Below are 25076 nucleotides of genomic sequence, written 5' to 3'. Positions count from 1 at the left end.
CCGATCTTGCCGGTGTGGCCGATCACCAGGTAGCCGCCTACCCGGTAGATGGGCACGCGGCCATCCTGCGGCAGGCGCACCGGGTCCAGGCCGATGACGGCCTCATCCAGGGGTAAGTAGAAATAGCTGACGCTGTTGTAGCGCAGTGTGGTCGGGTCCACGGGCCAGGGGCGCCAGATCTTGTCCGGCTGCACGGCGCCGATGTCGTCGGCCGAGTACCACCATTCGGACTTCTGGGCCGCAGTGAGCGAGGTGTCGAGCACGTAGTCCCCGAACTGCAGCTCCACCACGCCGGTCTGGTAGTCGATGCGTCCGCGCAGGTGATCGCCAGTGATCAGCCCGTCGATGCCGGCAATGGCCGTGATCTGCGCGCCGGTGGCATCGGACAGGTTCATGACGAAGCCCGAAGGCTTGACCGGAGCAGCTGCTGTACGCATGAAGATGCTGGCCGTGGTCCAGTTCTGACGCACGGTCCACAGGCTCTCGACAGCGAAATCTGTGGGCGAGCCGCCCACGACATAGTCCGTGACGCGCGCTACGCCGCTGGAATAGTCGAGCGCTCCAGCGACGATGCCCGCGCTGGTGGCTGAGCGGCCGCGCACCAGCACACCGTCGTAGTCCTCATATACCTGCCCCATCCAGCGAAAGCGCACGCTGCCCGGCACGATGTAGTCGCTGGTGTAGGGGCACAGGTCCAGCGTGAGCGGCTCGGGCGTGTAGCTCATCCCATGGTGCTGGGGCGAGGCGAAGCCTTCGGCGTATGTCACCGTGACGGTGCTGGCAGCGAGGATCTCCTCGCTGACGGCGGTGTCGCTGCGATCGCCACCCTTGGAGGTCGAGCTGGCCGAGCCCGGGTCGCCGCCACCGCCGGACATTGACGTGGTCTCGAAGGTCTTGGCATCCTCGAAATCACTGTTGTAGCCCTCGGTGCGGCTGTCCAGGCGAACCAGGCGCACATTGGCGAACTTGCCGGCATAGCTGATCGTGCCATCCGGCCCGAACGAGCCTTGCCCATCGTCCGTCAGCAGATGGCGCACCGTGTCCTGCGTCTTGCTGGTCTGATAGCTGGTCCTGCTGTGGCTGGACGAGGACGTCGAACTCGTCGCCGTGGTCAACGTGATGACTGCTGCTTGTCCGCTCATGATGTGCTGCCAAAGTTGTTGATGTTCGTGCCCCAGCGCCGGTAGCTGGTGCCGCCGATGGTGATGGCCCCTGCCGCGAAATCAGCCTCGGACCAGACCACGCCCGCGGCATCGGGCACCGGGTAGTAGTAGCCATCCGGCGAGAAAGTGGCCCCGACCTCGACATAGACCGCCTCGCCCGTCAGCACCCGCTTACCGCCTGGCGCCATGTACTTCTGGTAGATATCGGTCCCCGAGAACGGCACCCGCGTCGTGGCCGCTGGGGGATTTGCGTCGGGGAACGACAGGTAGCTGGTGGTACTGCCAGCCTCCTTTGCCGCCGACGTGCCGCCGGCACTGGCACCTGAGCTGGCGGACAGGTTGCGCACCGTGATCCAGCCGATGGAAACCGAACCTGGCGCAGGCACGGTGTCAAACGGGATGGTGGCAAAGCCCCCGGCATCGGGCGCCACGGTGACGTTTTTGGTGACCAGGTCCGCATGGTCGTAGCCGATGGAGAACTCGCCACCCGCGTCGATCATGAACTTGGGCCGCAGCAGCAGCGCGCCGGAGGCGTAGTTGATCTCGCCCGTGGCATCGCCCTGCAGCTTCCCAGCACTGTCGGTGGACGTGCGCAGCACGCCTCCCGACTGCCACTCGATCGACAGCGTGCCGGGCTTGATGCCCTGGTGGTCCAGGCGCAGCGCATGCTCGGGCAGCCGCCAGCCGGTGGCGCCGGAGCGGTTGACGAACGCACTGGCCTCGCCCCATTGAAAAATGATGCTCGAGCTGTCATCGGGCAGCTCAGGCAGCGTGACCGATATGGACCCGTTCGTGTAGTTGACCGTGCCCACGGCGCCGCCCGTCAGCTCGCCCTGCCCGTTGTCCGTGGCCGTGTACCAGATGCCCAGGATCTGGAACGACACGGCCACCGTGTTGGGCGCAGGGAACGGGCGCAGGATGTGCACCCATGAGTAGCCCCGGTTTTCCTGGGTCACGCGGATGCGCCGCGTGTGTGGAGCAGCGGCCACTTTGATATCTCGCGGCGCCGTGGCCAGGGTCAGCTGCCGCACGCCGGCCGGGCGCTGGTCCAGCGCCACGGACTCGGTGCGCGAGCTGGGCACCAGCTGGGTGTAGATGCTGGACACGCGCAGGACGTTTTCGCCGAGGGAGACCGCAGCGCTCAGGGTCTGCGCGCCGTAGTAGGTGGCCGCGTCGGCGACGGTGGTGTCGCGGATCTTGGTCTTGCTGGGATCGCGTGCATATGTACGGCTGGGCGGGCTGCCTGCAAAGGCTGTGCGCAGGCGCGGGGTGATCTCGCACCGAGATACGCTGGCCTGGTAATCGACATAGCCCCCCGAGACGGAGAAGCTGAAAGTCTGCGTCTCGGTCTCGACCCGCAGCACGCGGACATACTGCAGCACCTCATTGCCGGCGCCCTCGTTGGCCACCAGCACCAGGGTGCGGCCGATCGTGGGCGCGGGCGTTCCAGGGCGATGGAAGATGTGGATGGCGGCCTGCCCCTGCACGTGGTTTTCCAGCAGGTAGCCGTTCCATTCGGGCGCGGGGATCAGGTAACTGGCGATGGCCGCCGCGATTTCGGTGCGCCGGTCGAACGCACCGCAGGGCACCAGCGTCACGCTCACGTTGGGGTCCGTGGGCATGCCCGACAGGATCACGTTCGCGTCCAGCAGCGCTTCGGTGTCAGGGGTGCGCACGGCCGAGAACAGCTGCCGGATGCTGGCATCGCCGCCGGCACGGTCCACCTCGGTCACATCGGGGAACACGCCATTGCTGATCCCCCATTCGATCACGTTGCCCGAGGGGCCGCCGCCGCCCTCGGGCACGTCGTCCATCACCTTGCTGGCGAGCAGCACGATGTCGCCGTCTTTGATTGTCATGGTCTTGTCCTCATACGGTGATCAGGCGCACCGTCGCCACATAGGGGTGGGCAGCAACCGGCAATTCCGGTCGGCCGATGGGCTTTGCGGTAATCGGCTGCGAGCCCGAAAATTGGACGTTCAAGATGCGCCCGTCAGCCAGACGGAGCTCGTAGGTCTGACCCAGGTCATCCGCCATTTCCATCAGTGCCAGCAAAGTGGCCCTGCGTATCCACCCTTGGGACTCCTCGCCCTCCAGAGTGACGGGCCTGCCAGCCACAATCGCAGCCTCGTCAACGAGCAAGGCGCCAGTGATGCTGCGTTCGCTGCTCCTGGCCACAGAGGTCCAATCGAACTCATCGACCCAGATCATTCCGGAGGGCAGCGGCAATGCGCCGAGGGTGTGGTTCGTGGTTGCCATGTTCACTGCCCCGCAAGCGCCTTGCTGCGCTCGAGTTCATCCAGCAAGCGCTCAAGCGCGGCTTCTCCGGCTGCGTCAGTGTTGACGGCACCCAGCGCCCGGCCGTTGATGTTGAGATTGATCGTGCGAGTGGTGGAGGTCGTGCCGCCGGCTTTGCCGGATGACGCCTTGCCTATAGCGCTGGCCTGCTTGAGCTTGATCGCCTTTTCCGCTTCGGAAACGGCGAACTGCGTGAGGTCATATTGGTAGTTGCCAAGCGCTCCGCTGCTCTTGACCGAGAACGGGTTCATCTCCCCGTATTGCCGCTTCCATTCTTCGTTCCATGCCCGAAGCTCTTCTACGGTCTCGAAAGCCGGCACCAGGTTGCTGATGGCATTTGTCTGACCTTGCGTCTTGGTGATGCTGGAGTCAGCCGTGTCCTGATTCTTCTGGGCCTGCACGGCCGCCAGATGCTGGCCAGCCTGGGCCAGTTTGATTGCCGCGTCCGCCGTGAAGCCGAAATCGCTGCCCAGATCCCGCACATACCCGCTGACGCGGCGCGTGGCATTGCCGACCCGGTCAAGGCTGTCAATCATGGAGCCCGTTGCGCTGCGAGTCGCCTTGTCGGTATTGACGACCGCTTTGCCGGCATCGTCCAGGGCAATCGTGTAGCCTTTTGCCGATGCCTCCAGCTTCAGCCATGCAGGAACGATCCCGCCATTGGCAGCAATGGCACGCTCAGCCATCACCTTGAAGGCGTCGGCCATGCGCAGTGCAGACTGCGTGCCGTCCTTCTCCAGCTGGCTGAAAGCGGCCCGGCCTTGGTCGGCCAGGCGCTTGAGTTCCGTTCCAGTGGTCAGGCCCAGGTCGGCATAGGCTTGGTCGATCAGCGCAGTAGCCTCGGCGGCCAACTTCGCAGAGTCAGCCACTCCCCGTTGAGCCTTGTCGATTTCGCGCAGCTTCTCGGCCGCAGCCTGAAGGTTGCCGCTCGCCATCAGTTCGCTGTATTCGGCCCGCAGGCGCTTGACGCTCTCTGCAGCAGCGGTATCCGCAGCTGCCTTGTCCAGTGAGGCCTTTTTGGCTTCAGCGGATTTACTGCCAGTCTCTTCGATTGCAGCGGCGACTTCGCGGAAATTCAGCGATGACTGGCTTGCCGCAGCGCCGGCCTCCTTGGATGCCCCGATCAGGCCGGCAAACCCGGCTCGTGCAGTCTGCGCCGCATCGGCCGTATCCTGCAACGCTTCGGCCGCCTTGTCGCGCATCGCCTGGGCGGCATCGCTGAAACCCTCGGCTGCCAGCACCGCGTCGTCCGCCGCGAGCTTGAACGATTCGGAGAGCTTGCCGAAGGTGACCGTCGCCAGCCCCTGCCGCAGCTTGGACACGCCCGTCATGATGGAGCTGGCCACCTCGGCGAACACGCTGCCCAGGCCGTAGATAACAGTCAGGACGGCATTTGTCCCTGCCGTCATCACGCCCCAGACGGTCTGCAGCGTGTTGCCCGCATTGGTGGCGTACTCCCCGACCTTCGTGAATGCGGCATTCGTCTCGTCGGCAAAGGCCTGGAGCTTCACGCCCACGGCCTGGAAGTCGATGGTCTGCAGGAACTGACGTATGTAGTCGATGCCGTTCTTGAATGCCGTGGCGATGGATTCGCCAAACCGCGTCACCGTGCCATCGGAGACGATGCCCCTCAAGGACAGGGCCAGGTCATCGAAGGCCTGCTTGAGGACAGGCAACACGGGCGTGGCCAGCGCATTGGTGAGGGAGTCCCAGACGCTCGACAGGCCTTTGATGGAGCCGTTGAGGTTGTCGGACATGGTCTTTGCAGTCGCTGCCGCACTGCCCTCGGCCTCACGCAGCTTGCCTGTCAGATCGTCCAGCGCGCCCATGCCCTGGTTGAGCAGCGCGCGCAGTGCGGGCCCGGCCTCAAGGCCCACGGCGTTGATGGCCCGAGCTCCCTCCGGTCCCTTGGCCGCCAGCTGGTGCAGTGCCTTCTCGAAATCAGTGGTGACGATCCCGGCTGCACCCAACTCCTTGCGGAACTGGCTCGCGGGGTTGGCAAACTGGCTCAGGATGGAATTGAGGGCCGTGCCGGCGCGGCTGGCGTCAATGCCGGCGTCAGCGAACTTGCCGATGATGGCGACCGTGCTTTCCAGGCTGAGGCCCAGCGTGTTGGCCACGGGCGCCGCATAGCTCAGGGCCTGCGCCAAGCCTTCCACGCTGGTGTTGGTTGCGTTCGCCCCCTTCGCCAGGACGTCGGCAACCCTACCTGCATCCTGGAATGAAAGGCCCATGCCCATGACGGCCTTGGTCACGAACTCGGCCGACTGGCCCAGAGCGAGGTCGCCAGCCTGGGCCAGCGACAACACAGCGGGCAGTGCAGCTATAGCGTCGTTGGCACTCAGGCCGGCCTTGGCAAGGTTCTCCAACGCCGCAGCGGCCTCGACGCTGGTGTACTTGGTATTTGCCCCAGCGTCCTCTGCAGCCTTTCTCAGGGCCGCCATTTCCTCGGCCGTGCCGTCTGTTGCCGCCTTCACGCGGCTCATGGCCTCCTCGAAATCTGCGGCACCCTTTACCGCACCAGCAAAGGCGGTCACGCCGAAATAGCTGAGCAAAGCCGCGCCCACAGTGACGATCATGGTCTGCAGACGCCCGAACACCGCCGAGGCGTTGTCCTTGGCGTTGATGATGATCTCGATGGGCTTGAAGGCCATGGTGTGCTGGGGAAGCTGGTGGAGGTGGGGCTCGATGGTTGGCGCTGCGTCCTGGGCAAGCCGCAGGGCCAACCACCCGGCAGGCGCCGGGTGGAGGTTGACGATCAGGGCATTGCGATCGGCCGACCGTCGCAGTAGACGGCCTCGGCGTTGGCAGGCTTGAGCACTTCCAGGCCCATCTCCATGCTCACGGGGTCAGTGCCTTCGGCGATCAGGGCCAAATCCCCATTGGGCGAGAGCGTGACCTTGGGCAGATACCAGTCCCGGTTTCCGCCTGCAGCGTTGTTCGACACGATGCGGAGCGCGCCGGAGAGCTCAGCCTTGGCGCCCGAGGCCACCGACTCGAACCGTCCGGCCACGGGCTTGTAGCCGAACATCACCTTGCCCGCCGGGATGCCGCCTGTCTCGAGCTCCAGGATCTGCACGCGGCCAGTTTCGGTATCGACGTTGAAGTGCACGCCCGCATCGAAATCGGTCTGACCGTCCTCGCTCTTGACAGTCACCTCTGTCACGTTGCGCACGCCCAGTGGATTCGCTGGGGTGGCCCCCAGTTGATACTGGCGGCCGGGCAACACCGAGCGGACTTCGCCAGCCACAGCAACCGCCGCCTGCTGCTTGATCGAGTGGGTGCCAGACAGCCACAGCGCGGCATTGCGGGGCGAGAAGTTGTCGCAGGTGACCGAGCCGGTGCGGTTGATCTGCACGACCCAGCTGCCGTCCTTTTCACGCAGGCCTGTCTGGCTGCTGAAGTGCTCGGCCTTTTCGCTGTCAACGGTGATCTTGATGTCCGGGCAGTTGCCCAGATCGATCTCGCCGGTCAAGGCTTCATTGGCATCGAAGGGGTCGAAGTAGGCCCGGCCACGCGGGATCAGGTACTGGTTGGAGGTGTGCTGAATAGGCATTGCGGGTGCTCCTTGAAAATGGTTTGTCAGGTCTGGCCGGGCACCAGGGTCGTCGTGGTGAAGGAGATCTCGAAGCCGGCCAGGCCCGACTCGCTGAAGGCCGCTTCGCGGACATTGGCGAACTGCAGCTCGGTCCATTCCTGCCCGGCCACACTCCCCGGCCGCCAGTTGTGCAAGGCCCCCAAGGCAGCGCGCATGGCCGCTCCAAGTTGCCCCGCTGCGCTGTCGCTCCGGGGGACGACAAGCCCCACCGTCCAAACGAATTGCAGCTGGGAAACCGTGCGCCGCTCAGCAGCGCCACTGGCACCGCTCATGCGTACATCGGCACCTGGCACCAGGGTGCGATTGGCGGCGTCGGTGCCGCCGCTGATTCGCCAGCCGGTGAAGGCTGGCAGCGCGGCCAGGCGTTGAACGAGAACGGGTTCAAGCTCCAGCATCAAGCGCCTCCCTGGGGCATCACGGCGAACGTGGCCCAGCCACCGGCATCGGGGATGACCGGGCTGGACACGATGTAGGGCTTCCCATCAACCACCAGGCCGCGCTCGCCCTCGGCGATACCGGGCGCGTTGGCCACACACAGGGCTACCGTCAGGCGGCTGGCCGAGACGGTGTCGGGCATGTAGCCATCGTCCAGGCCCTGGTCGAAGATCACGCCAAAGGCAGGACCCCCATTCCAGATGGCCACGGCATTGGGCAGCAGGGACTGCACACCCGCGCTGATCTGCGCCTCGAGCGCCGCAAAGGGCGCGAGCACGGCGCTGGGGTTGAAGGGTTGCATGTCGCCCTACCCTCAGGCGCGCTTGGCGCGCTGCAGCATGCCCGGCCGGGTGCAGATGTGCAGTGGGTAGCTGTACACCTCGGGGCGCACCCAAGCCTGGCGGTCCTTGTCCTGGACGATCAGGGCATAAACGTCCTGCCCGGGCGAGTTCACAACGGGCAGGAATTCAGCAGGCGAGAAGCCAACAGAGAACGCATCCGGTGCATTGACAGGGAAGAAACTGCACTTGTCGGTTCCCACCGCCACCGTGGTTCCATCGTCGGTGCCGCGGTAGTTGATGAACAGGATGTCGCCATAGCGGAACTGACCGAAGGCCTGGCCCACCTGGTTGCGCAGGTCGCTCGCTTCCTGCTGCCCGAGATAGGTGGAGCGGGTCTCCTTGTTCTGAGTCAGGTCATCGAAGAAGTTGTCGCCACACAGGCCCACCACGTAGGTCTGACCAGGCAGCCAGGCACCCTGGCTTCCCTTGATCATCTTGCGCACTACTTCGCTGCACTTCTTGCGGATCTCGCCGCCGTCAGCCGTGGCGTTGGCGAAAGCGAAATTGATCTCGGCCGGCTGGCTGATGCCGAACTCGGTGAACCAGTCATAGAGCACGCTGCCGTCGGCGTCCAGCAGCTTGCCCTGGACTGCACCCAGGCGCATGTTCTCGTGGGTGAGTTCAACGGCCGAGCGCAGGCCCGTCTTGCCGTTCATGATGTCCGCCACCTCGTTCTGCACCGCCTGCAGTTCACTGGTGGTGCCGTAGGCACGGATGTTTTGCAGCTCGGTCGCGTACAGCGTCTTGCCGCGGGCAATGCGGCTGGTCTCGAAATGGCGCGTGCCGCGCTTTTCGCGCTGGCCTTCTTCGATGGGCGCCCCCCGTTCGCTGGTCTGGATCAGGGACAGCACGCCGCCCTTGTTCTCGATCATCATCGTGGTGGTGCGCAGACGCTTGGGCGTGAAGATCCCGAGGTCGCCCAGCAGCCGGGGGACGTAGGGCGCTTCCTGGATGGCAGCGGACAGCTCGGACATGCTGAACGCGCCGTTGTTGAAGATTGCGATATCGGCCATGGATGTGCCTTGTCCTTTCTGTGCGTGCTCAGCGCGCAACGATGCCGATGCTGGCCAGTTGGTCCAGGACGGCGGTTTTCTGGGGAGTGGTGGCCGTTGCCGGCAGAATCAGTGCGGCGGCTGCGACTTCGGCGTCGCGGGCCGTCACGACGGCGGCATGGTCCGCATCGGTGGCGTCCACAGCCGAGAACAACACGGCGGCAGCCTTCTCGCTGCCGTCGCTCGCCGCAGGATTGACCTGCGTGTACTTGTCAGACGCGGTGATGCGGCCGAGCACGGTGCCCGGCAGCAGCTTGTTGCCCGCCAGCAGCGTGACCACTTCACGCGAGCGCGTGCCGTTGGACTCGCTGATGAGATAGCTGGCGGCGCCGGGGCCTTCGGTGAATGTCGTCATGAAATGACCCTCCTGTCAGTTGGACTTGCGCGTGCCGAAGGCGGTAGCCCACGACTGGCTGATGGCGCCAGGTGCGCCAGCTTCCTGGCCTGTGCCCGGCTCCACACCGGACACGCTGGGATTGCCCAGAGCAGCCATCTGCTTGGCGAAATCCGATGCACCAGCGGTGCCAGATGCTGCAGGCGCCGCCGCTGCCGCATCGAGTACGCCTTTGGCCTGTTCGGCGGACAGCGCACCAGCAATGCAGGACTGCGCGATTGCGGGATGTGTTGCAGATGCCGGGTGGGCCAGGATGGCCACCACGCGCTGACGCTCGGCAGCGGCACCGTCTGCGGCGGCCTGGGCCGCATCGATCTGGGCGGGTGCGGGTGCGCCGGCGGCTGCTGGAGCAGGTGCCGCCTGCGCTGCAGGCGCGGCGGCGTTCGGCGCAGCGGACTGCGGCGCGGCGGATGTTGTCATGGTCGTTTCCTCTTGGGTTGGTGCTTGGGCGGATTGCCCGGGTCCTGCCGGATAGCTGCGAGCGCGGCGGGTTGCCAGCTCGGCGATGACCGCATCGACAGTGCCGATACGGTCTGCCAGGCCAGCAGCCACTGCGGCCACGCCCCGGTAGGTGGCCGCCTGTGTCTTGCGCACGGCGGCATCGCTCATGCCGCGGTGGGTGGCCACCGCCTGCACGAACATGGAGTAGAGGCCGTCGATGTCCGCCTGCAGTGATTCGCGCACGGCGGCGGGCAAGGCCTCGTAGGGGTTGCCGTCGACCTTATGGGCTCCGGCAAAAATATGGGTGACCGTTATGCCCTCGTTGGCAAGGGCGCGGGACAGGTCGACGTGGCGCATGACCACGCCAATGGAGCCGGCATAGCCGGTGCTGGTGATGACCAGCTCATCAGCTGCGCTGGCCGCCAGATAGGCCGCGCTGGCCGCCATGCTGTCGGCCACGGCGACCATGGGCTTGCGGCCACGCATCTCCAGGCTGCGCTGCGCGTGCTCGAAGGCACCGTTGACCTCACCGCCCGGGCTGTCGTACACCTGGACCACGGCATGCACGTCCGGGTGGGCCATTGCATCTTCCAGGTCAGCGGCCAGGTCGTTGTAGCCGATCAGCAGGCTGCTGTCGGCTTCCAGTCGGGTGCGATGCACCAGGGTGCCCATGGTCGAGAGCACGGCCACGCCATCCACCAGCCGCCAGCCGCGGTCTGTGCGTTCACCGCGGCGTGTGCTGAACATCTCCGGCGCCAGGGCCTGCCCCGCTGCCGTCGATTGCAGTTGCACAAGTGGCTCGGCCGCGCCGAAGATGCGCTGGCCCAGGCCGGCGATGATGGCATCCAGCTTCTGGGGATGGATCAGCAGCGGGGTGTTGAAGATCCGCTGCGCGACATGGGGATAGATGGAGGGGCGGCTCATGGTGTGTCCTTCACTGCTCGGCGTCGTCAGCGTTGTCGGCCGGGTGCTGCGCCGGCTCGCTGCTGGCGGTGCCGTAGCGCCTGCGGCGCAGGCTGTCTAGCGATGGCAGGCCGCGATCAGCCAGCATCTGCTGCTCGATCTGCCGCTGGTCCAGCACCTCTTCGTAGTCCAGGCCCTGCTCGGCGCATTCAGCTTCCATGGTGGAAATGCCGCCTTCCATGCGCATCACTGAGGCCTCGGCTTCCTTCACCGGGTCGACGTAGCCCCGGCCGCCGAAGATGAAACGGCAGCGCGTATAGGCATAGCGGTTTTCGTAGAAGCCCGGCGCCTGCACGGCGCCAGAGTTCACGGCCTCTTCCAGCCACAACTCATAGATGGGCCGCAGCCAGTAGTCGGTCAGCCAGCGACGGCGGCCGTGGAAATAGCGCCAGGCCTCCAGCAGCGCTGCACGCGCGCTGCTGTAGTTGGTCTTGCTGAAGTCCTTGAGCAGCAGCTCATAGGGCATGTTCATGCCGGCGGCGATGTGCCGCAGCACGGCCAGCATGAAAGCCTCGAAGGCCGCATTGGGCCTGCCGGGTGCAAAACTGCTGAGCTTGGCGCCCACGGGCAACGGAATGACGGCTGCGCCCTGCAGCTTGCCGATGCTGCGCGCCTCCTGAAGCGACTCCTGCCAGGCCTCGCGCGGGTTATCACCGAACAGGGCAGATGCCGATTCCTGATCCATGTCGGATTCAAGGAAAGCGGCGACGAGGGAATTGGCCAGGCTGGCCTGCAACTCGTTCTGCGAGTACTTGCCGGCCATGTGGAACTCACGCATGACCGCCGTCACAATCGGACGGCCACGGGATTGCCCCGTGCGCTCCTTGTCATGTAGGTGCACGACACGGCGCCGTCCCCAGCTCGTGAAGGCCGGCACGCGCTCCCAGCGCATCAGGTCCATCGCCTCCTCGCCACTCAGCTGGTAGCTGTCCCCCGGATGGGCATTCTGGAAGTGATAGGCGATGGGCGCGCCATCCCTATCGAACTCGATGCCACTGCGCAGGCGTGCCAAGCTCGCAAGGCCCGGCGGTGTGCTCATGCGGGCCGAGTCGATCAGGCTGATTCGAGTATTCCAGCGCAAGCCGGTGCGCGGCTTCCACAGCGGCAGGGCAACGGCATCACCCGCCAGCATGCTGCTGGTCAGCGCCTGCAGCGTCAGCCCCATGAGGTTGAGCGTCAGCGCCGCATCGCACTCGGTGCTGTCGGCCCAGCTGCGGAAATGGGCCTCGGTAATGTTGCCCCACTCGCGGGCTTGCTTGGCATCCCAGCCCAGCAGGCGATAGTCCGGCATGGCGGCCAGACGCAGAACTGAACCGACGATGTTGTCGCGCTTGGTCTGCAGCCCACCGGCCATCAGCCCGTTGTTGCGGGCCAGGTCGTAGGAGCGGTTTGCCAGGGTGTCCAGCTCAGGAAGCAGCGCTGCGTCGGCGCTGGACTGCTGTGGGTGCCAATCCGCCAGGGCGAGATCGCTGTGCGAAGCACCCTGATAGGCCGACATGCCGGCCTTGGTGATGGATGCGGCGGTGCGGGCGTGCCGGCTGATACGGTTTTTGCGGCCCATGCTCACACTAGGTAGATGGGGCGCCGAGTCCCGCCACCCGCTCGGCGCTGGAGCTCTTCGTTGATGGCGATGATCTGCTGCTGCAGCTGCCTGCCGCCATCCTGCTGGAACTGGACGGAACGGCCATGGCCGGCTGCGGACGCTGGGCCTGTCAGCCGCTGCTCGAAGGCCACGGACAGGCGGTCACGCATGGCCGTGAGTTGATCAGTGGTGTAGTGGCTGTAGATTCCCATGCACCGATGGTCGGCGCGGGGCTGCGACAGTTTGCTATGACAATTTCATTGTTTTTGTCAAAAAATGAGTTGAATTGATATGTCCTTAATTTAAGGTATCAGCACTATTTTTCTAAAAATTACAGAGACAAAGAATCTGCTATAAAAACACATGTCTACAAATATATTATCACTTACACAATCTATATTGTAGATAAATATTTCTCGATTTTCCCCCAGCCATTTATTTAATGGCACTGACGTTTTTTTCAAACCTTCGGAGAGCTTTGCAGCTGCGCTCCCCGCAACTTGACCAAATTGATGAGGCATGACAATATCATTTGAACTAAAGACAATTTGCTTTTCATGAAAAACCAAAGCCCTTCCGAGTGATTGGAAAAAATCATTCACAGCGTCGTAGTCAATACGAGCAGAGTAGGTGAGTGTAAAGTGACGGTGCGACGTATCCTCTTTAACCGCCTCCATTCTCACATCTTCATGCATTCTCTCTAAGAGATGATGAATAGTTCTTGGTCTATTGCCAAGTTTCATATTTGTTAATGAAGCCGAGCATTTTTTCACTAAGTATCGATCTATTTCGTTATCACCCCTAAACCCCGGCGAAGATGATATTAGATGAAAAACATATTCATCATTTTTTGATTTTGAATTATTGTGTTTTTCACATGACGGGACAGTGATTAAGTTAAGTTTAAAATTCTTAGGAAAAAAAGACTGCGGCGGAGCATGCTCTCTTGAGGTTGCGAGTTCTCCACAATAATAACACCGCCGTGAAACCCTCTCTCTATTACCCATGAAATTAGCTCCAGCTGAAGATTGAAATGCCACATTCAACAGAAAAATGAATTGTATTGCAACACCAATCAAATCATCTCAAAATCTCCTGCATGCCACAGTAAGTGGACAGTAAGAAAAAAAAGATATATAAGCCTTGATCAACAAAATACGCATTTCAATCTTTCTTCAATCGTTTCTTCTCAAGCAATCTATAAACCGATCGAACAGACATATGGTGCTTACGCGCAACTTCGTGAGCGTTCTTGCCATCAAAATCGGACAATACCGACTGCATCCGCTCCGACCGGCTGCTGATGTTGGTACGGATGTAGACCGTCTGGCCACCGGTACGTGACACAACCCGGCGCAAAACGCTTTCAGTGAGATCGCGCACACGGTCCACGCCGAAGCACATGCCGGCTGCATTCAGTTCTTCGCGCAAAACGTCGATAAGTTCCAAAGTCTTTTTGCTCATTTTTTTGTAGCTCTCGTATGTGAATTTGTGCGCTATTGCATGCTGATGGGTGCAAATAGATTGGCGGCTTTGGCCTTGGGCTTTCCAGGGTTGGGCATGGCCGGTTGCTGAGCCTCGGGAGAGTCCGGCTCCTGCGCCTGAAAGCTGCCGTCGGGCTGCCGCACCAGTTGCTGGAGGAGGTATTGATCTCGCGCGGCCCAGTCCGCTTCCTTGTGACGGTGCAGGCGCAGTTCCGGGTGGTGGGCAGCGGCGTAGCTGTAGCACCAGGTATCGAGCGGCTCGTTTCGAGCGCCCTTCTTTTTCACGTAGCGGTTCTTGGCCGGGTCGTAGGTCTCGGAGACGAGGCCCGCGAAATAGAAGGCATCGAGCTCTTCGCTGAAGTGGGTGACCCGGTCGTGGGCCTCGCGCTCCGCATCGACGCTGAGCCGCCCGAACAGCCAGTCCTTGCAGGCGACAGTGCCCACGGTATAGACGCGCACGCCGCGCTTGTCCGTCTTGCCCTTGTGGGTGACGTCCATCAGCTTGGGCTTGCTGAGCACAGGCGCGTTGTTGGGGATGGCGCCATGAATAGACATGGGCCGGCGCACCAGGGCCTGGCGAATGAAGTTCTTCACCTCGTCGGTACGGTGGCCGGCCTGGTCCTGCGCCATGGCCTCGACGCGCAGCAGCACGCCGTCCACGCGCTGGATGGCACGGTTGAGCTCCTCTGTCAACGCGGCCCACACAGCACCCTCGGCGGGGTCGCCGGGCAGCTCGAAATAGTCCAGCGTCCAGAAGGCCATGCCCCGGCCCCACCCGGTAAGGTGGACGGCCAGACGGTCGTCCTGTGTGTCCACGCCCGCCGTGACGTACAGCACGCCCCGCGGCGCCACGCGCAGTGCATAGGGCTCGGCACGCTCCTGAATGGCGTTGTGGCGGACCAGCCGCATGGACTTGTCTTCCCAGGGCTCGGCCAGGCGGTCGTTGATGAAGGTCTTGAGCCTCGCAGGGTCGTTCTGCACATCGATCCACATCTCGACCAGCGTGGCCCAGGTGGGCCCGAGGCCGAACTGGTAGTAAAGGCAGTTGATGTGGTAGCCGCGGATCTTGCTGTCCGGGTTCTCGGCGATCCAGCGACCGGCCGCGATCATGGCCGTCTTGTGATGCTCCTCGATGCAGCAGCCGTTTTCCTCGCACACGTACCAGACTTTGGAACGGTCGGGGCTCCAATGCAGGCCCGACCACTTGAGGTGCTGCAGGTGGCCGCAGTGCGGGCACGGGACGTGGTAGCGACGCTGGTCGGACTTGAGGTATTTGCCCTCGATGCGGCTCAGACCCTTGACCTGTGGGCTGCTGATGTAGACCCGCAGCCCTGTGGCCGGGAACGCACTGGTGCGGCCGTCGAACATTTCCACGGGGTCGTCTCCGCCCTTCCAGTTCGCCGCGATTTCATCGAGCTCGTCCACCAGCAGCTTGCGGATGGAGGAGGACTTGGCGCGCGAGGGCGAGCCCGCGTGCTCCATGTACAGCTGGCCGCCCACGAAGTCCTTGAACTCCCGGGTGTTGCTGGCGTCGCGGCTGGCCACGCTGCGCAGCGAGGCACGCACAGCGTCGCATTCCTCGATCATGGGATTCAACTTCTGGTTGACCCATTTATTCATCGACACTTCGCCGGGGAGCACCACCATGACCGGGCACGGATCATCGGTCATCGTGTGGCCCAGGATGTTGACCTCCACTTCGGTTTTTCCGAACTGGATGGGGAACATGAGGACGATTTCATGCACGCCAGACTTGGGCGAGGCACAGTCCATGGGCTCGCGCAGGGGCGGGTTGCGGCTGGTGCGCCACTGCCCCGTGATGGCGCTCCCCTTGGCAGAGAGCTTGCGCTCGGCGTCCGCCCAGGCGCTCACGGTGCGGCGCTTGCGTGGCCCCACCGTCTTGGCCATGGCATGCAGCGCCTGGCTCGGGCAGGCAAAAGGCTGCGTGGCGAAATCGATCATGCAGCACCCGCCTTTCTGCGCCTGGCGATTTCATTGGCCAGCTTTTCCATGGCGGCGGCAAACTCGCCACGGGCCACGTCCATCTGGTCCTCGAGCACGCGCACGATTTCTTCGGCCGACTGTCCCACCAGCATGGGGCCGATGCTTGCGGGCACCGTGTCCAGCACCGCGCCAATGCGGGCGCCCGCATCTGCAAAAGCGCTCAGGACCTCGTCCGCAACCATGAGCTGGCCCACGTCCTGCAGGTAGGCGTGCTCTTCGCGCAAGGCCGCGTAGTGCTCACGCTTGGCGCGGCCATCCTGGAACTTGAAGCGGCCGCCTGCGAGGTCCTGGCCTGGTTCGGAGGTTTCCGCATCGTCATCGGCCCCCGGATCGTCGTCGCCCGCCACAGGTGCAGGCGCGCGGCCAGCGGCATGGCGCGCGGCCACGGCGGCGCGGCTGGGGTCCTTGGTTTCAGCCACCCGCTGGATGGATTCGGTCACCCGGACGCGCTTGCCATCGTCCGTCAGGACCAGACGCCCCTCTTCCCTGAGCTGGTAAACGTAGCGGCCCTTGTAGCCCATGTATTCGTTGAACTTGCTGAGGGTCAGTTCCTCAGGGTGCACGCGCTTCTCGGTCATACGCCAGCAGCCTCCCTGACGCGAAAACGCACGCGCCGCTCCAGGTAGTTCTGTGCATCTGCACGCTTGGAGATGGCCTCCCCATCCAGCCGCACGCTGTAGTTGCCACGCTTCACGAACATCAGCACGGGCCGCACATCGGCGCCGCCTGTACCGCTGGCGGCCCAGATGCCCGGGGCCAGATGCGCCGTGCGCGCATCAGCTTCGCCTCGCGCGGTGACGCGAGCCCCTCCGCGCGTTGTGCCGTATGCCACGAAGTAGCGACGGCCTGCCGCCTTCTTGGTGCCCTTGTGCACACGCTTGTAGCCCTTGTCGGACATGTTGGCCTTGTAGCCTTGCTCGCCGAAGGCCTTGAAATACGCCAGCAACTGCACAAGGAAGCTGCCCTTCAGGTTGCCGCGGCCGTCGTCGCTGCCTGGGTAGGGCGTCGCAGGAATTGCGGTCTGCATGCCATTGGGCAGGATGCCCACACGGCGCAGCGCCACCTCGCTGCGCTTGTCGCGCCGCGTGCCCCCCTCGGCCTGGGCCTGCAGGATCTTCTGGGGGTCGATACCCTTCCCGCCCATGTATTCCGGCGCAATGGTGGCCGTCAGCCTGGTCGCCGTGGCCATCTTCACGCGCGGAGAGCGCAGGATGTAATCCGTGGGCCTGTCGAAACGCAGGTTCATCTCCGCTTGCATGGCACGGCGCAGCTCGAAGGCGGTGTCGTTGATGGCCTTCGCATAGGCACCTGCCACCTGCGAACCCGTCAAGCCATGCAGCTGAGCCAGCATTTCAGCCTGTCCCTGAATGCGGGCATTGAGTTGAATGTTGAGACTGACCATCACCGCCCCCCTTCGTCGCCCACGCCCGCCGCGCCATCTGCCACGAGGGCGTCCAGGCCTCGCGCCAGGAATTCATGGCTGCCGCGCAAAGTGAATTCCAGGGCACGCAGGCCGGGAAAGATCCCGCCGGCCTGCAGATGCAGGACCAGGTCATGCAGCTGCGGCCAGGACTTGACCACGGCCCGGACCTGGGCCGCGTTTTCCTCCGTGCAGCCAATCACCCTTTTCTCTTCTCTCACCATCTCTTTTCCTTTCAAAAAGGGTTGTGCGGTATGCAGTGCGGCAAGACGTGCGCCATGAAATTCACGTAAGTGCTTGTCGCGTTTGATGTGTGCGGTATGTGCGCCATGTGCGCCATGCACACGCACATGCCTGCGCACACGCCTGCGCACGCCTACGCACACGCCTGCGCACACCCGTAAGAGGGGATGCCGCACATGGCGCACATACCTTATTAATCAACAACTTAGCGGCGCACACGATGGCGCACGGGATAGCGCACATAGCGCACATGACAGGTCGCACGAGGGTGCAGCAGGTCAAAGCACACCTCCACGGGCGTCCTTGAGAGTCCGCTTGAAGACTTCGATGCGCTCGCCCAGCCACTCGGTCTCGGGTCTACCGGGCGGCAGCTCCTGGCCACCGGGCAAGTAGCAGACGCTTGCAGGGCCCACCGTTCTGTTGAAATCCAGCACGTAGCGTTTGCGCTCGATGCCGGCCTGGTGCTTGCGCTTGAGGGCGTTGGAGAACCTGGGCAGGGTCAACGCCTTCTCGTTCGTGTTGCCGCACCACCATTTGTAGAGCTCGTAGATGTCGGTGGTCAGGCACGGCGTCAGCAGGCCGGGGCTGCCCTTCCCAGGAAAGCCGGACACGTCCCCCGCCTCGAATGCACGCACGAACTTGCTGGGACTGTCCAGGCTCAGCGCGATGAGCTCCTGCTTGGCCTCCGTCATGGGCGGCTGAGTGGCGTTATCGAAGTCGCCCACATCCCACCCCAGCAGAAAGTCATGCAGCGCGGCAATTCCGCCGGCATTGATCTCGGCCTTGACGGCCCGGTAGAACTCGGCATCCAGCTTGGCTGGCGTCCAGATGATGGCGTGCCGCCGGTCGTCCTCTTCGAGCACCACGGGCATGGCCTCGTTGGACAGGAACACCATGTTGACGTGGTTGGCCTCGTAGTAGGCCGCCATGTTCTTCGGGTTGATTCGGATCTGGTCCCCGGTGATGAAGGCCTTGAGCTTGTTCTTGACGTGGTACAGGTCCGAGCGGGCCACCACTTCATCGGCAATCAGGAACAGCTTGCGGCTGGCCCAGTCATTGAACTTGTCCTCGATGGCGGACTGGTCGATCGTCCAGCCGTACTTGCCGAAGATGGCCATGTAGGCCTCAAAGAACATGTTCTTGCCCGTGCCCTGAGGCCCGTGCACGACGATGGTGGATTTCATCTTGGCGCCAGGGTGCTGCAGCGGGTAGGCCAGCCAGTTGATCGCCCAGTTGTAGAGCGCATCCGCGTTGCCGTCGCCACTGCACATGTGCCACAGCAGTTCCAGCAGCTTCTCGCAGCTGCCGGGCTTGGGCCGGGTGGGCCAGCCGTCCCACAGATTGCAGGTGATGGATTCGTCAGTGCAGGCCGGGTCGAAGCCCACCTGCTCGGGACGCACGATCTGGCGGTCTGGATGCTCGCTCCAGGTCCGGTAGAGATCGCGGCTCAGGCAGATGTGGCCCATATCTGTGAGGGTCACCAGCCGGTGCTCATCGTGGTCGAACACCGCGCCGCCCTGGCCGTACACCAGGGCAAAACGCTCCAGCAGTTCGTCCAGGCTGTCGATGGGCCGCAGCTGCTCCAGCACCGTGCCACCCCCCTCCCCCCGGCTGGGCTGCAGGCGCTGTGCCCCGCTCCGCGTACGCCAGCCCAACTCCAGGAGGCGGGCCTCGACCTGGGCGCGCACCACATGCAGCCCTTCGGATATGTGCAGGTCGTTAAAGTCGTTGAGCTTGGTGCCGCTGTCCAGCCAGCCGGCGCGCAACGCCATCGGGTCGGCAAAGGCGGGCGCCACCCACTGGCCGTCCACCTGCATGGCGGCCGTGCTGGCCATGGTCATGCCGGCATTGCCCGCGTTGTGGTCCTGGCCGCACTTCGGGCAGGTCCGGCCATCGGGCAGCCATACCCGGGCCCGGCACTCCACATGCTTGCCCAGGCGCTGGCTCTCGGCCTCGTCCTTGGCGTGGCAACGCTGCGTGTTGTCATCGTCAGCGCACATCAGCAGGCGCACGCCCTTGTAGCGAGCGCGCAGAGCCTCGGCCACCACCGGCACATTGTTGGCGTCGAAGGCCACGGCCACCGGCAGGCTGGTGGCCATGTGCAGGCTGGCCGCAGTGGCATAGCCCTCGGCGACCAGCACCACGCTGCCAGGCACCGGCATGCCGATTAGGTGGAAGCGCCCTTTCTTCACCAGGCCCAGCGGCCAGTATTCCTTCTCGCGCGCGCCAGGCTTGCGGTCCTTGCCACGGATGATCTGCAGGCCGTGGATGTGGCCCATGGCGTCCAGCAGCGGGATGACCATGGCGCCGCTGGGCGAGTAGCGCACGCCGTAACCGCCCACGCCCTTGCGGGCAAGGTAGTCGCTGTCGCCGGTGGGCTGGCATTTTTTCCATGCGGCCGTGGCCCTGGCTGCTGCGCGTTCAGCCTCGGCCTTGCGCTCGGCCTCAGCACGGCGCTTGTCCTCGGCCAAGCGTTTGCGCAGCGCCTCGAACTGCTCGCGGCTGAGCTCCGACTTGCGGATCTCGAACTTGCGGGCATTGTTCTCCGCGCCGCTCCAGACGCCGAAGCTGCCGACGATCAGGTCATTGCCGTTGTCCAGCCGCATCTCGTGCAGCAGATACCAGCCGGGCTTTTCCTTGCCCCGGCCCTCGACCCGGCAGCGGCGCAGACGCCCCACTTCGAGCCGATCCACCTCCAGGCCGGCCTGGATGAGCTGGCCCAGGACGTCGTCATAGTTCGAGGACATCAGTCAGTAACTCCCAGCGCCACTGACTACCCGGCAGAAGGGGTTCGAATTACCCGCTTTGAAGCTCGCCAGAAAGGACCCGCGATCGGTTTGCTTAATTTTTAAGCAGCCCTTGCAAAAAAACGATAGCACCGCACACCCCCCAACTGACAGGCGCGTGCGCGCGCCTTCCTGAAAGCAAAGGGGAGCGGGGAACAGAGGGCGCGCGGGAGCGGCGCGGCGAGAGGGAGTTGTGTGCATGCTGGTGCCTGCTGTTGTGCGTGCGCGCGGGCTGTCACCCCCATGCGTGCGATGAGCCGCGAGTGCGGTAAGAAAGGAGCGACCACCCTGACCACCACGAATCAGCAGGGAGATAGAGGTGCAGGCCCGAATGGCGGACAAGGCCAGGCCGTGGTGGTTGTTGATGAGGGTGGTCGCTGGAAACATGTCAGCCCGCCCGCTTTGGAACCATGGCCGCCGTGGTGCTGACCATGTGGCATGCGGCCGCTATCAACTGTTGCGCGTGGTAGTCAATGCGGCGCTGGGCGTTGGGGCTGGGCGGCTGCTGGGCTAAGGCATCTGCCACTGCGCGGGAGAAGTCGGCCACCTCGCCATGCAGGTTGGCGAACGCCTGGACCGGGTCGCCATCGCTCTGGTCGGGCGTGGCCAGGACGCAGACATACCCAAGGGCCTTGGCCATGGCGCGCAGCACGCCCACGTCACGCGTGATGCGCTGCAGCTCGATGGACTCACGCAGGGTCAGGTGGTGGCGGGTGTTGCCCGGGTTGAGCTTGTGCTGGAGCGTGTTGGGTGAAATGGCCATGGCCTTGGCTAACGCAGGCACCCCGCCCTTGAACGCCTGGGCGGCCTGTTGCGCGGCCAGGATCTCGTCCATCCCCGGGCGAGTGTCGGCCGCTGGGCCCACGCCGCCATATCCGGCAGGACCGGAAATTGAGAAAGTCATGGACATCAGCACTCACCCTCGAAAGGAACGGAAGCGATGAGCCAACACAGCACCACCCCCCAAGCCACAGGCATCCAAGACTGGATGGAGGCCATGGAGCTCCTGATGGGGCAGATGGCCTTTGTGCTGGAATGCGAGGGCCGGGGCTTCACCATCGCCAAGCTGCGCCGCTGGAGCCAGCTCTGCACGGAGCGGATGGAGGAAACGGGTAGCGTGCCGCCTGCAGTCGTGTTGCAGTTGCGCCGGATGGCAGATCGGGTTGCGCCATGACCGCCGGCCACACTAAGGTCATCAGACACGGCAAGCCACCCCAGCTTCGGAGACCTGTGGAGCCAGTTCGGGCCAGTGGATGTGCCAATCGGTTGGGCGCAAATCCTTACGGCTCACCGCCCCAGCCGTGGCCATCTCGATCGCGGTACAGCGATGGAGGGGCACCGGGCGCTTACCTGCCAGCCAATCGGACAGGTCAGAGGCATGCGCTCGGATGTCCCTGGCGAGCTTTGCCTTGCTGCCCCGCCCCTTGGTTTGAAGGTAGTTCGATAGCTTCATGGCAGCAAGTTTAGCCTAAAGCTAATCACATTGAATAGCCCCTGGCACGTTGTCCAAGTTAGCCAAACGCTAAATACTCATCCGATGCAACCCGTAGAAGCCACCCGCCGAGTGAAACTAAGCCTGCTGATCAAGGAGGCAGGCAGCCAAGCAGCCTTGTCAGAAAAAATAGGCAAAGCCCCCGCGCAGATCAGCCAATGGCTGAACGCATCCACAAATTCCAAGACTGGAAAGCCTAGGGTGATGAGCAACGCCATCGCGCGGGAGATCGAACAGAAGACAGGAAAGCCAACGGGCTGGATGGATCAACCGGCAGAGCGGAGCACGGACCCACGCGGCGCTCCCAATGTGGAGATTGCAATGCCGGAGGTGCGCCGGGTTCCCCTGATCTCGCACATCCAAGCAGGCGCGTGGAAAGAGATTGCAGACACATTTCAACCAGGCGATGCCGAGGAGTGGCTCTTCACGGACCGAAAGCACTCCAACACGACGTTCGCCCTGACCATCCGTGGCAACTCCATGGAACCAGACTTCAAGGAAGGCGACCGCGTGCTCATTGACCCATGCGCCAGGCCCCGACCCGGCTCATTCGTTGCGGCGAAAAATGGGCGCGAGGAGGCCACGTTCAAGAAGTACCGGCCGCGCTCCATCGACATTCTGGGCAACGAGGTTTTCGAGCTCGTTCCACTCAACAACGACTACCCAACCCTGCGCTCGGACGAGACCACCATCACCATCATCGGAACGATGGTCGAACACCGCCGTTACTTCAAGTAGCCAGCCAAGAGCTAATTGTTAGCACAGGGCTATTGACACAAATATTAGCCTAGAGCTAATATTCGCCTGCCGATCAAGTATCGGCGGGCACCACGGCATCGACCGGGGATCAGCCCCTGGTCTTTCTCCCTGTTGCTGGATACCCAAGGCGCCACTTCGTAGAAAGCGCCCTGCACCCGACCCCGCGCCTGCAGACCAGGAAGAGCGCGAAACCTAGCCCTCCCTGGCCGAGCGCATCGCGTGGTGCGTGTTGACACTACAGGGCCTGATCGCTCACCAGAGCGGCGCCCACCTGCATTGGCGCGGTAACTGCAGGCGGCTTTGGGTGCATCGGGCTGATGCAGCCTGCCTGACCACCTCGGGAAAGCAGCGGGGATTCACCGATCACTCACACTTTGAAACATTCGCCCATACCAGTTACGATTGGGGCAATTCGTTCAAAGGAGAGAGGCAGTGACAAAGTATTTGATCCCATTTTTCGCGGCCATGGTGCTCATTACCGGCTGCAGCAAACCAACAGAGACCGTCATTCCAAGCGACATGAGCCAGTGGGATTCAGTCTTGGCCCCTGCTGTAAAAAAGCTACCCGAAGAGGATCGCAAGCTTTTGGCGGCATTTGTAGCTCGAGCAAAGACCGGGGAGCTACTTGGCAAGGGTGAGGGCATCCCCTTCGGTACAACTGTCGGCGACGCCATATCTTTGCAGAAGAAGTGGACGGAGGATCAACGCATCAAGGCTGAAGAGGAAAAAGCCTTGAAGGAAAAGCTTGCTAAGGAGGCCGAAGCTGCCAAAAGGTTGATCAACGAGTCTGTGACAGTCGCCCTCCTTTCCAAGAATCAAAGACCAAGAGATTTTCATGCAGGACGCTTTGAAGATCAGCAGATATTTATTGTCGGCATTGAAAATAAAACTCACAAACGAATTATGGGTGTCTCCGGTGAAATGACGTTTATTGACGTCTTTGACAAGGTTGTAGGCTCCATGAATTTTGCTGCGAGTGAGGAAATCCGCCCGGGCAGTACCATCAAATGGACTGGCGTGCGGAGCTACAACCAATTCGACAAGGATCAGCGCGCAATGTGGAATCTGGAAGAAGGCAAATACAAAGTCATGTTCACCCCATGGGAAGTAATTTTTGAGGGTGGCGAAAAACTCTCGGCACCTCGATAGACAACGCACTGAATACCCTCAAGGCCCGCAAAACGCGGGCCTTTTCTTTTCCCGGCAGCGCGTATCCAGGAGATGCGGAAACGTAGTGATGCGCACCTGCGGTCCTTTTTATTTCACAGGAGACAGCACATAATGAGCACGACCATGGGCCATGGAGCACCTTAGCGCCGAACACCACGCAAGCTGCGAGCACCAAATGTAGTGACCACTAAAGCCATCTTCTCGTGCCCAACGGACCAACAGCATTCCCGCCACTTCCGGAGCGCGGCAGTCTGTGAGCTGGCCTGCCTATGTATTGTCGCCTGGAAAGAGTGATTCGATCTTTAGATATTCGTCTTCACTCAGTATTCTTGCGCTCATAGCGGTGAGTTTTCGCCCCCAGGTATTCGTGACTTTTTGAACCTCGGCCAATTCCAATTGACCAGGCGTCGGGCGGAGGCTCTTTAGGTAAATAAGGGCATGTGTCGGGCCCCTCTCCACGTGAACGATTGCAGCCGCTGCATTGACCGCACAATTGCTTTCATCGCCCCTTTTTGTGGAGGCGTGCGCCTGGATAACACGGTCACCGGGCTTTGCTTCCTTTGCGACCCGAAACCTCATTGGCCAGCTAATAAAATCCAGCTCCGAGGCCTCGACCTCAGGTGCCAATTTCTTTGCGACGTGAAGTCCATTTTCCTGTTGGAGGGCTAGGTCATTCTCAAGCTTTTCAGCAATTGGGCCGGTCGACAGCCACCAAGCCACCGACGTACCCTCGATTGTTACTGGCGGCCTTGGCGTACTCGGCTCTCCCCTTTCTTGTAGTACAGGGATCTCGGCCAAAATCTTCAGTTGAGCAGTAGTTTGCAATGCCTCCGGTGTCGCGAGTTGGTTAACAAAAGCCAGCACTTGCGCGTACAGGCCGCTGTCTTGGCTCAAAACTGCGGCCTCCACTAACCTGTTTTCTGAGTTCGAGGATGCATTGGCTGACCCAACCAGAACATTGCTACCAATACAGGCGACCTTAGCATGCAGCGCAGGCTGGCTGTAGATCTTCACACCTTTCTTATGAAGCTCGAGTAGCAGATTGCCGCTACTTTTTCCTGAAGAAATCGAATCAAATGATGCGTCGCACACCAGGATGTCTCCTTCTTTGAGGTACAGAAGATCCCGGCTGTAATAGGCAATCGCCGCAGAGGTGGGGGCACCTGAGCGTTGCAATGATTTCACCTCATCCCAGAGCGTTTCACTGATCAGTCGGCTGTTGCTCTCATCCATATCGGTCTTTCGTTTAGTGACGTTCAGGGCAGTTGTGGGGCCATTGCGGCCGCTGCTTGAGGATATCAGCTGCGAGTTTTCAGGGCGCTGGACTAGCCGGTCATCATCACTGAAATGTGCACCAAGCCGAAGGCGGAACACCTGAGCATGAAGTATCCAGAATCCCCTGGCACACATCACTCAGCTTTCTGGCTTGCCGCGCATTTTCGGGATCTGGC

24 protein-coding genes and 1 pseudogene are annotated in these 25076 nt (G+C 62.5%); 3 read left to right on the top strand and 22 right to left on the bottom strand.

Going from position 1 to position 25076, the window contains the following annotated elements:
* The 20 genes and pseudogenes from ACF8ME_RS23455 to ACF8ME_RS23360 all read right to left on the bottom strand — a co-directional run.
* A pseudogene (locus ACF8ME_RS23455) lies at positions 1-1142 on the bottom strand (hypothetical protein); the annotation flags it as partial.
* On the bottom strand, positions 1139-3022 hold the full coding sequence (locus ACF8ME_RS23450) for a hypothetical protein (RefSeq protein ID WP_280064466.1): 1884 nt from the start codon (positions 3020-3022) through the stop codon (positions 1139-1141). The gene ACF8ME_RS23450 and the pseudogene ACF8ME_RS23455, both read right to left, overlap by 4 nt.
* Positions 3023-3032: 10 nt before the next feature.
* Positions 3033-3422, bottom strand: coding sequence for a hypothetical protein (locus ACF8ME_RS23445; RefSeq protein WP_046238274.1), 390 nt, complete (start codon positions 3420-3422; stop codon positions 3033-3035).
* 2 nt (positions 3423-3424) lie between these two features.
* Positions 3425-6115: a phage tail tape measure protein gene (locus ACF8ME_RS23440; protein WP_392418398.1), complete on the bottom strand. Its 2691-nt coding sequence runs from the start codon at positions 6113-6115 to the stop codon at positions 3425-3427.
* 104 nt (positions 6116-6219) lie between these two features.
* On the bottom strand, positions 6220-7017 hold the full coding sequence (locus tag ACF8ME_RS23435) for a hypothetical protein (RefSeq protein WP_046238273.1): 798 nt from the start codon (positions 7015-7017) through the stop codon (positions 6220-6222).
* A 26-nt stretch (positions 7018-7043) separates the two neighbouring features.
* Positions 7044-7454, bottom strand: coding sequence for a hypothetical protein (locus tag ACF8ME_RS23430; RefSeq protein WP_046238272.1), 411 nt, complete (start codon positions 7452-7454; stop codon positions 7044-7046).
* Positions 7454-7795: a hypothetical protein gene (locus tag ACF8ME_RS23425; protein WP_392418395.1), complete on the bottom strand. Its 342-nt coding sequence runs from the start codon at positions 7793-7795 to the stop codon at positions 7454-7456. The genes ACF8ME_RS23430 and ACF8ME_RS23425 overlap by 1 nt, the downstream gene beginning before the upstream one ends.
* Positions 7796-7807: 12 nt before the next feature.
* Entirely contained in the window at positions 7808-8848 is a 1041-nt protein-coding gene (locus tag ACF8ME_RS23420) for a major capsid protein (RefSeq protein WP_046238270.1), read from the bottom strand.
* Positions 8849-8876: 28 nt separating this feature from the next.
* The gene (locus ACF8ME_RS23415; protein WP_392418393.1) at positions 8877-9242 is read right to left on the bottom strand and encodes a head decoration protein; all 366 of its coding nucleotides are present in this window, start codon (positions 9240-9242) and stop codon (positions 8877-8879) included.
* Between the two features lie 15 nt (positions 9243-9257).
* A complete protein-coding gene (locus ACF8ME_RS23410) occupies positions 9258-10646 on the bottom strand; it encodes a S49 family peptidase (protein ID WP_392418391.1) in 1389 nt (462 codons plus the stop codon).
* A 10-nt stretch (positions 10647-10656) separates the two neighbouring features.
* Entirely contained in the window at positions 10657-12246 is a 1590-nt protein-coding gene (locus ACF8ME_RS23405; RefSeq protein WP_392418389.1) for a phage portal protein, read from the bottom strand.
* Positions 12247-12248: 2 nt separating this feature from the next.
* Positions 12249-12479, bottom strand: coding sequence for a hypothetical protein (locus ACF8ME_RS23400; RefSeq protein WP_392418387.1), 231 nt, complete (start codon positions 12477-12479; stop codon positions 12249-12251).
* A gap of 90 nt (positions 12480-12569) precedes the next feature.
* Positions 12570-13274, bottom strand: coding sequence for a hypothetical protein (locus ACF8ME_RS23395; RefSeq protein ID WP_392418385.1), 705 nt, complete (start codon positions 13272-13274; stop codon positions 12570-12572).
* Positions 13275-13431: 157 nt separating this feature from the next.
* Positions 13432-13731 carry a Mor transcription activator family protein gene (locus ACF8ME_RS23390; RefSeq protein ID WP_392418383.1) on the bottom strand — a complete coding sequence of 100 codons (300 nt, stop codon included), beginning with the start codon at positions 13729-13731 and terminating at the stop codon, positions 13432-13434.
* Positions 13732-13763: 32 nt separating this feature from the next.
* Positions 13764-15713: a phage terminase large subunit family protein gene (locus tag ACF8ME_RS23385; protein ID WP_392418381.1), complete on the bottom strand. Its 1950-nt coding sequence runs from the start codon at positions 15711-15713 to the stop codon at positions 13764-13766.
* Positions 15710-16333 (bottom strand): hypothetical protein, encoded by a 624-nt coding sequence (locus ACF8ME_RS23380; RefSeq protein WP_392418379.1) that lies wholly within the window; start codon positions 16331-16333, stop codon positions 15710-15712. The genes ACF8ME_RS23385 and ACF8ME_RS23380 overlap by 4 nt, the downstream gene beginning before the upstream one ends.
* The gene (locus ACF8ME_RS23375) at positions 16330-17106 is read right to left on the bottom strand and encodes a hypothetical protein (RefSeq protein WP_392418377.1); all 777 of its coding nucleotides are present in this window, start codon (positions 17104-17106) and stop codon (positions 16330-16332) included. Before ACF8ME_RS23375 ends, ACF8ME_RS23380 begins: the two co-directional genes overlap by 4 nt.
* 50 nt (positions 17107-17156) lie before the next feature.
* Positions 17157-17519, bottom strand: a complete 363-nt coding sequence (locus ACF8ME_RS23370) for a hypothetical protein (RefSeq protein WP_392418375.1) — start codon at positions 17517-17519, stop codon at positions 17157-17159.
* A gap of 177 nt (positions 17520-17696) precedes the next feature.
* A complete protein-coding gene (locus ACF8ME_RS23365; protein ID WP_392418373.1) occupies positions 17697-20165 on the bottom strand; it encodes a DUF5906 domain-containing protein in 2469 nt (822 codons plus the stop codon).
* Positions 20166-20592: 427 nt separating this feature from the next.
* Positions 20593-21108 carry a phage regulatory CII family protein gene (locus tag ACF8ME_RS23360; protein WP_236884569.1) on the bottom strand — a complete coding sequence of 172 codons (516 nt, stop codon included), beginning with the start codon at positions 21106-21108 and terminating at the stop codon, positions 20593-20595.
* A 36-nt stretch (positions 21109-21144) separates the two neighbouring features.
* Between ACF8ME_RS23360 and ACF8ME_RS23355 the strand changes: the two genes are divergently transcribed.
* Entirely contained in the window at positions 21145-21378 is a 234-nt protein-coding gene (locus tag ACF8ME_RS23355; RefSeq protein ID WP_392418371.1) for a hypothetical protein, read from the top strand.
* Positions 21379-21399: 21 nt separating this feature from the next.
* Here the strand turns inward: ACF8ME_RS23355 and ACF8ME_RS23350 are convergent, their stop codons facing one another.
* Entirely contained in the window at positions 21400-21657 is a 258-nt protein-coding gene (locus ACF8ME_RS23350) for a transcriptional regulator (protein ID WP_392418369.1), read from the bottom strand.
* Positions 21658-21741: 84 nt separating this feature from the next.
* Between ACF8ME_RS23350 and ACF8ME_RS23345 the strand changes: the two genes are divergently transcribed.
* Both ACF8ME_RS23345 and ACF8ME_RS23340 read left to right on the top strand, forming a co-directional pair.
* Complete coding sequence (locus ACF8ME_RS23345; protein WP_392418367.1) at positions 21742-22434, top strand: LexA family protein; 693 nt, start codon at positions 21742-21744, stop codon at positions 22432-22434.
* 453 nt (positions 22435-22887) lie between these two features.
* Positions 22888-23604 (top strand): hypothetical protein, encoded by a 717-nt coding sequence (locus ACF8ME_RS23340; protein ID WP_392418365.1) that lies wholly within the window; start codon positions 22888-22890, stop codon positions 23602-23604.
* A gap of 288 nt (positions 23605-23892) precedes the next feature.
* Here the strand turns inward: ACF8ME_RS23340 and ACF8ME_RS23335 are convergent, their stop codons facing one another.
* Positions 23893-24858, bottom strand: coding sequence for a phospholipase D family protein (locus tag ACF8ME_RS23335; protein ID WP_128422600.1), 966 nt, complete (start codon positions 24856-24858; stop codon positions 23893-23895).
* Between the last annotated feature and the right edge of the window lie 218 nt (positions 24859-25076).

Origin of the sequence: Delftia sp. WSY_7, assembly GCF_043104845.1 — a bacterium.
In the GTDB taxonomy this organism is placed as follows: domain Bacteria; phylum Pseudomonadota; class Gammaproteobacteria; order Burkholderiales; family Burkholderiaceae_C; genus Comamonas; species Comamonas tsuruhatensis.
Note: the sequence above shows the minus strand (reverse complement) of the source record. Positions and strands in the feature narration are given on the sequence as shown.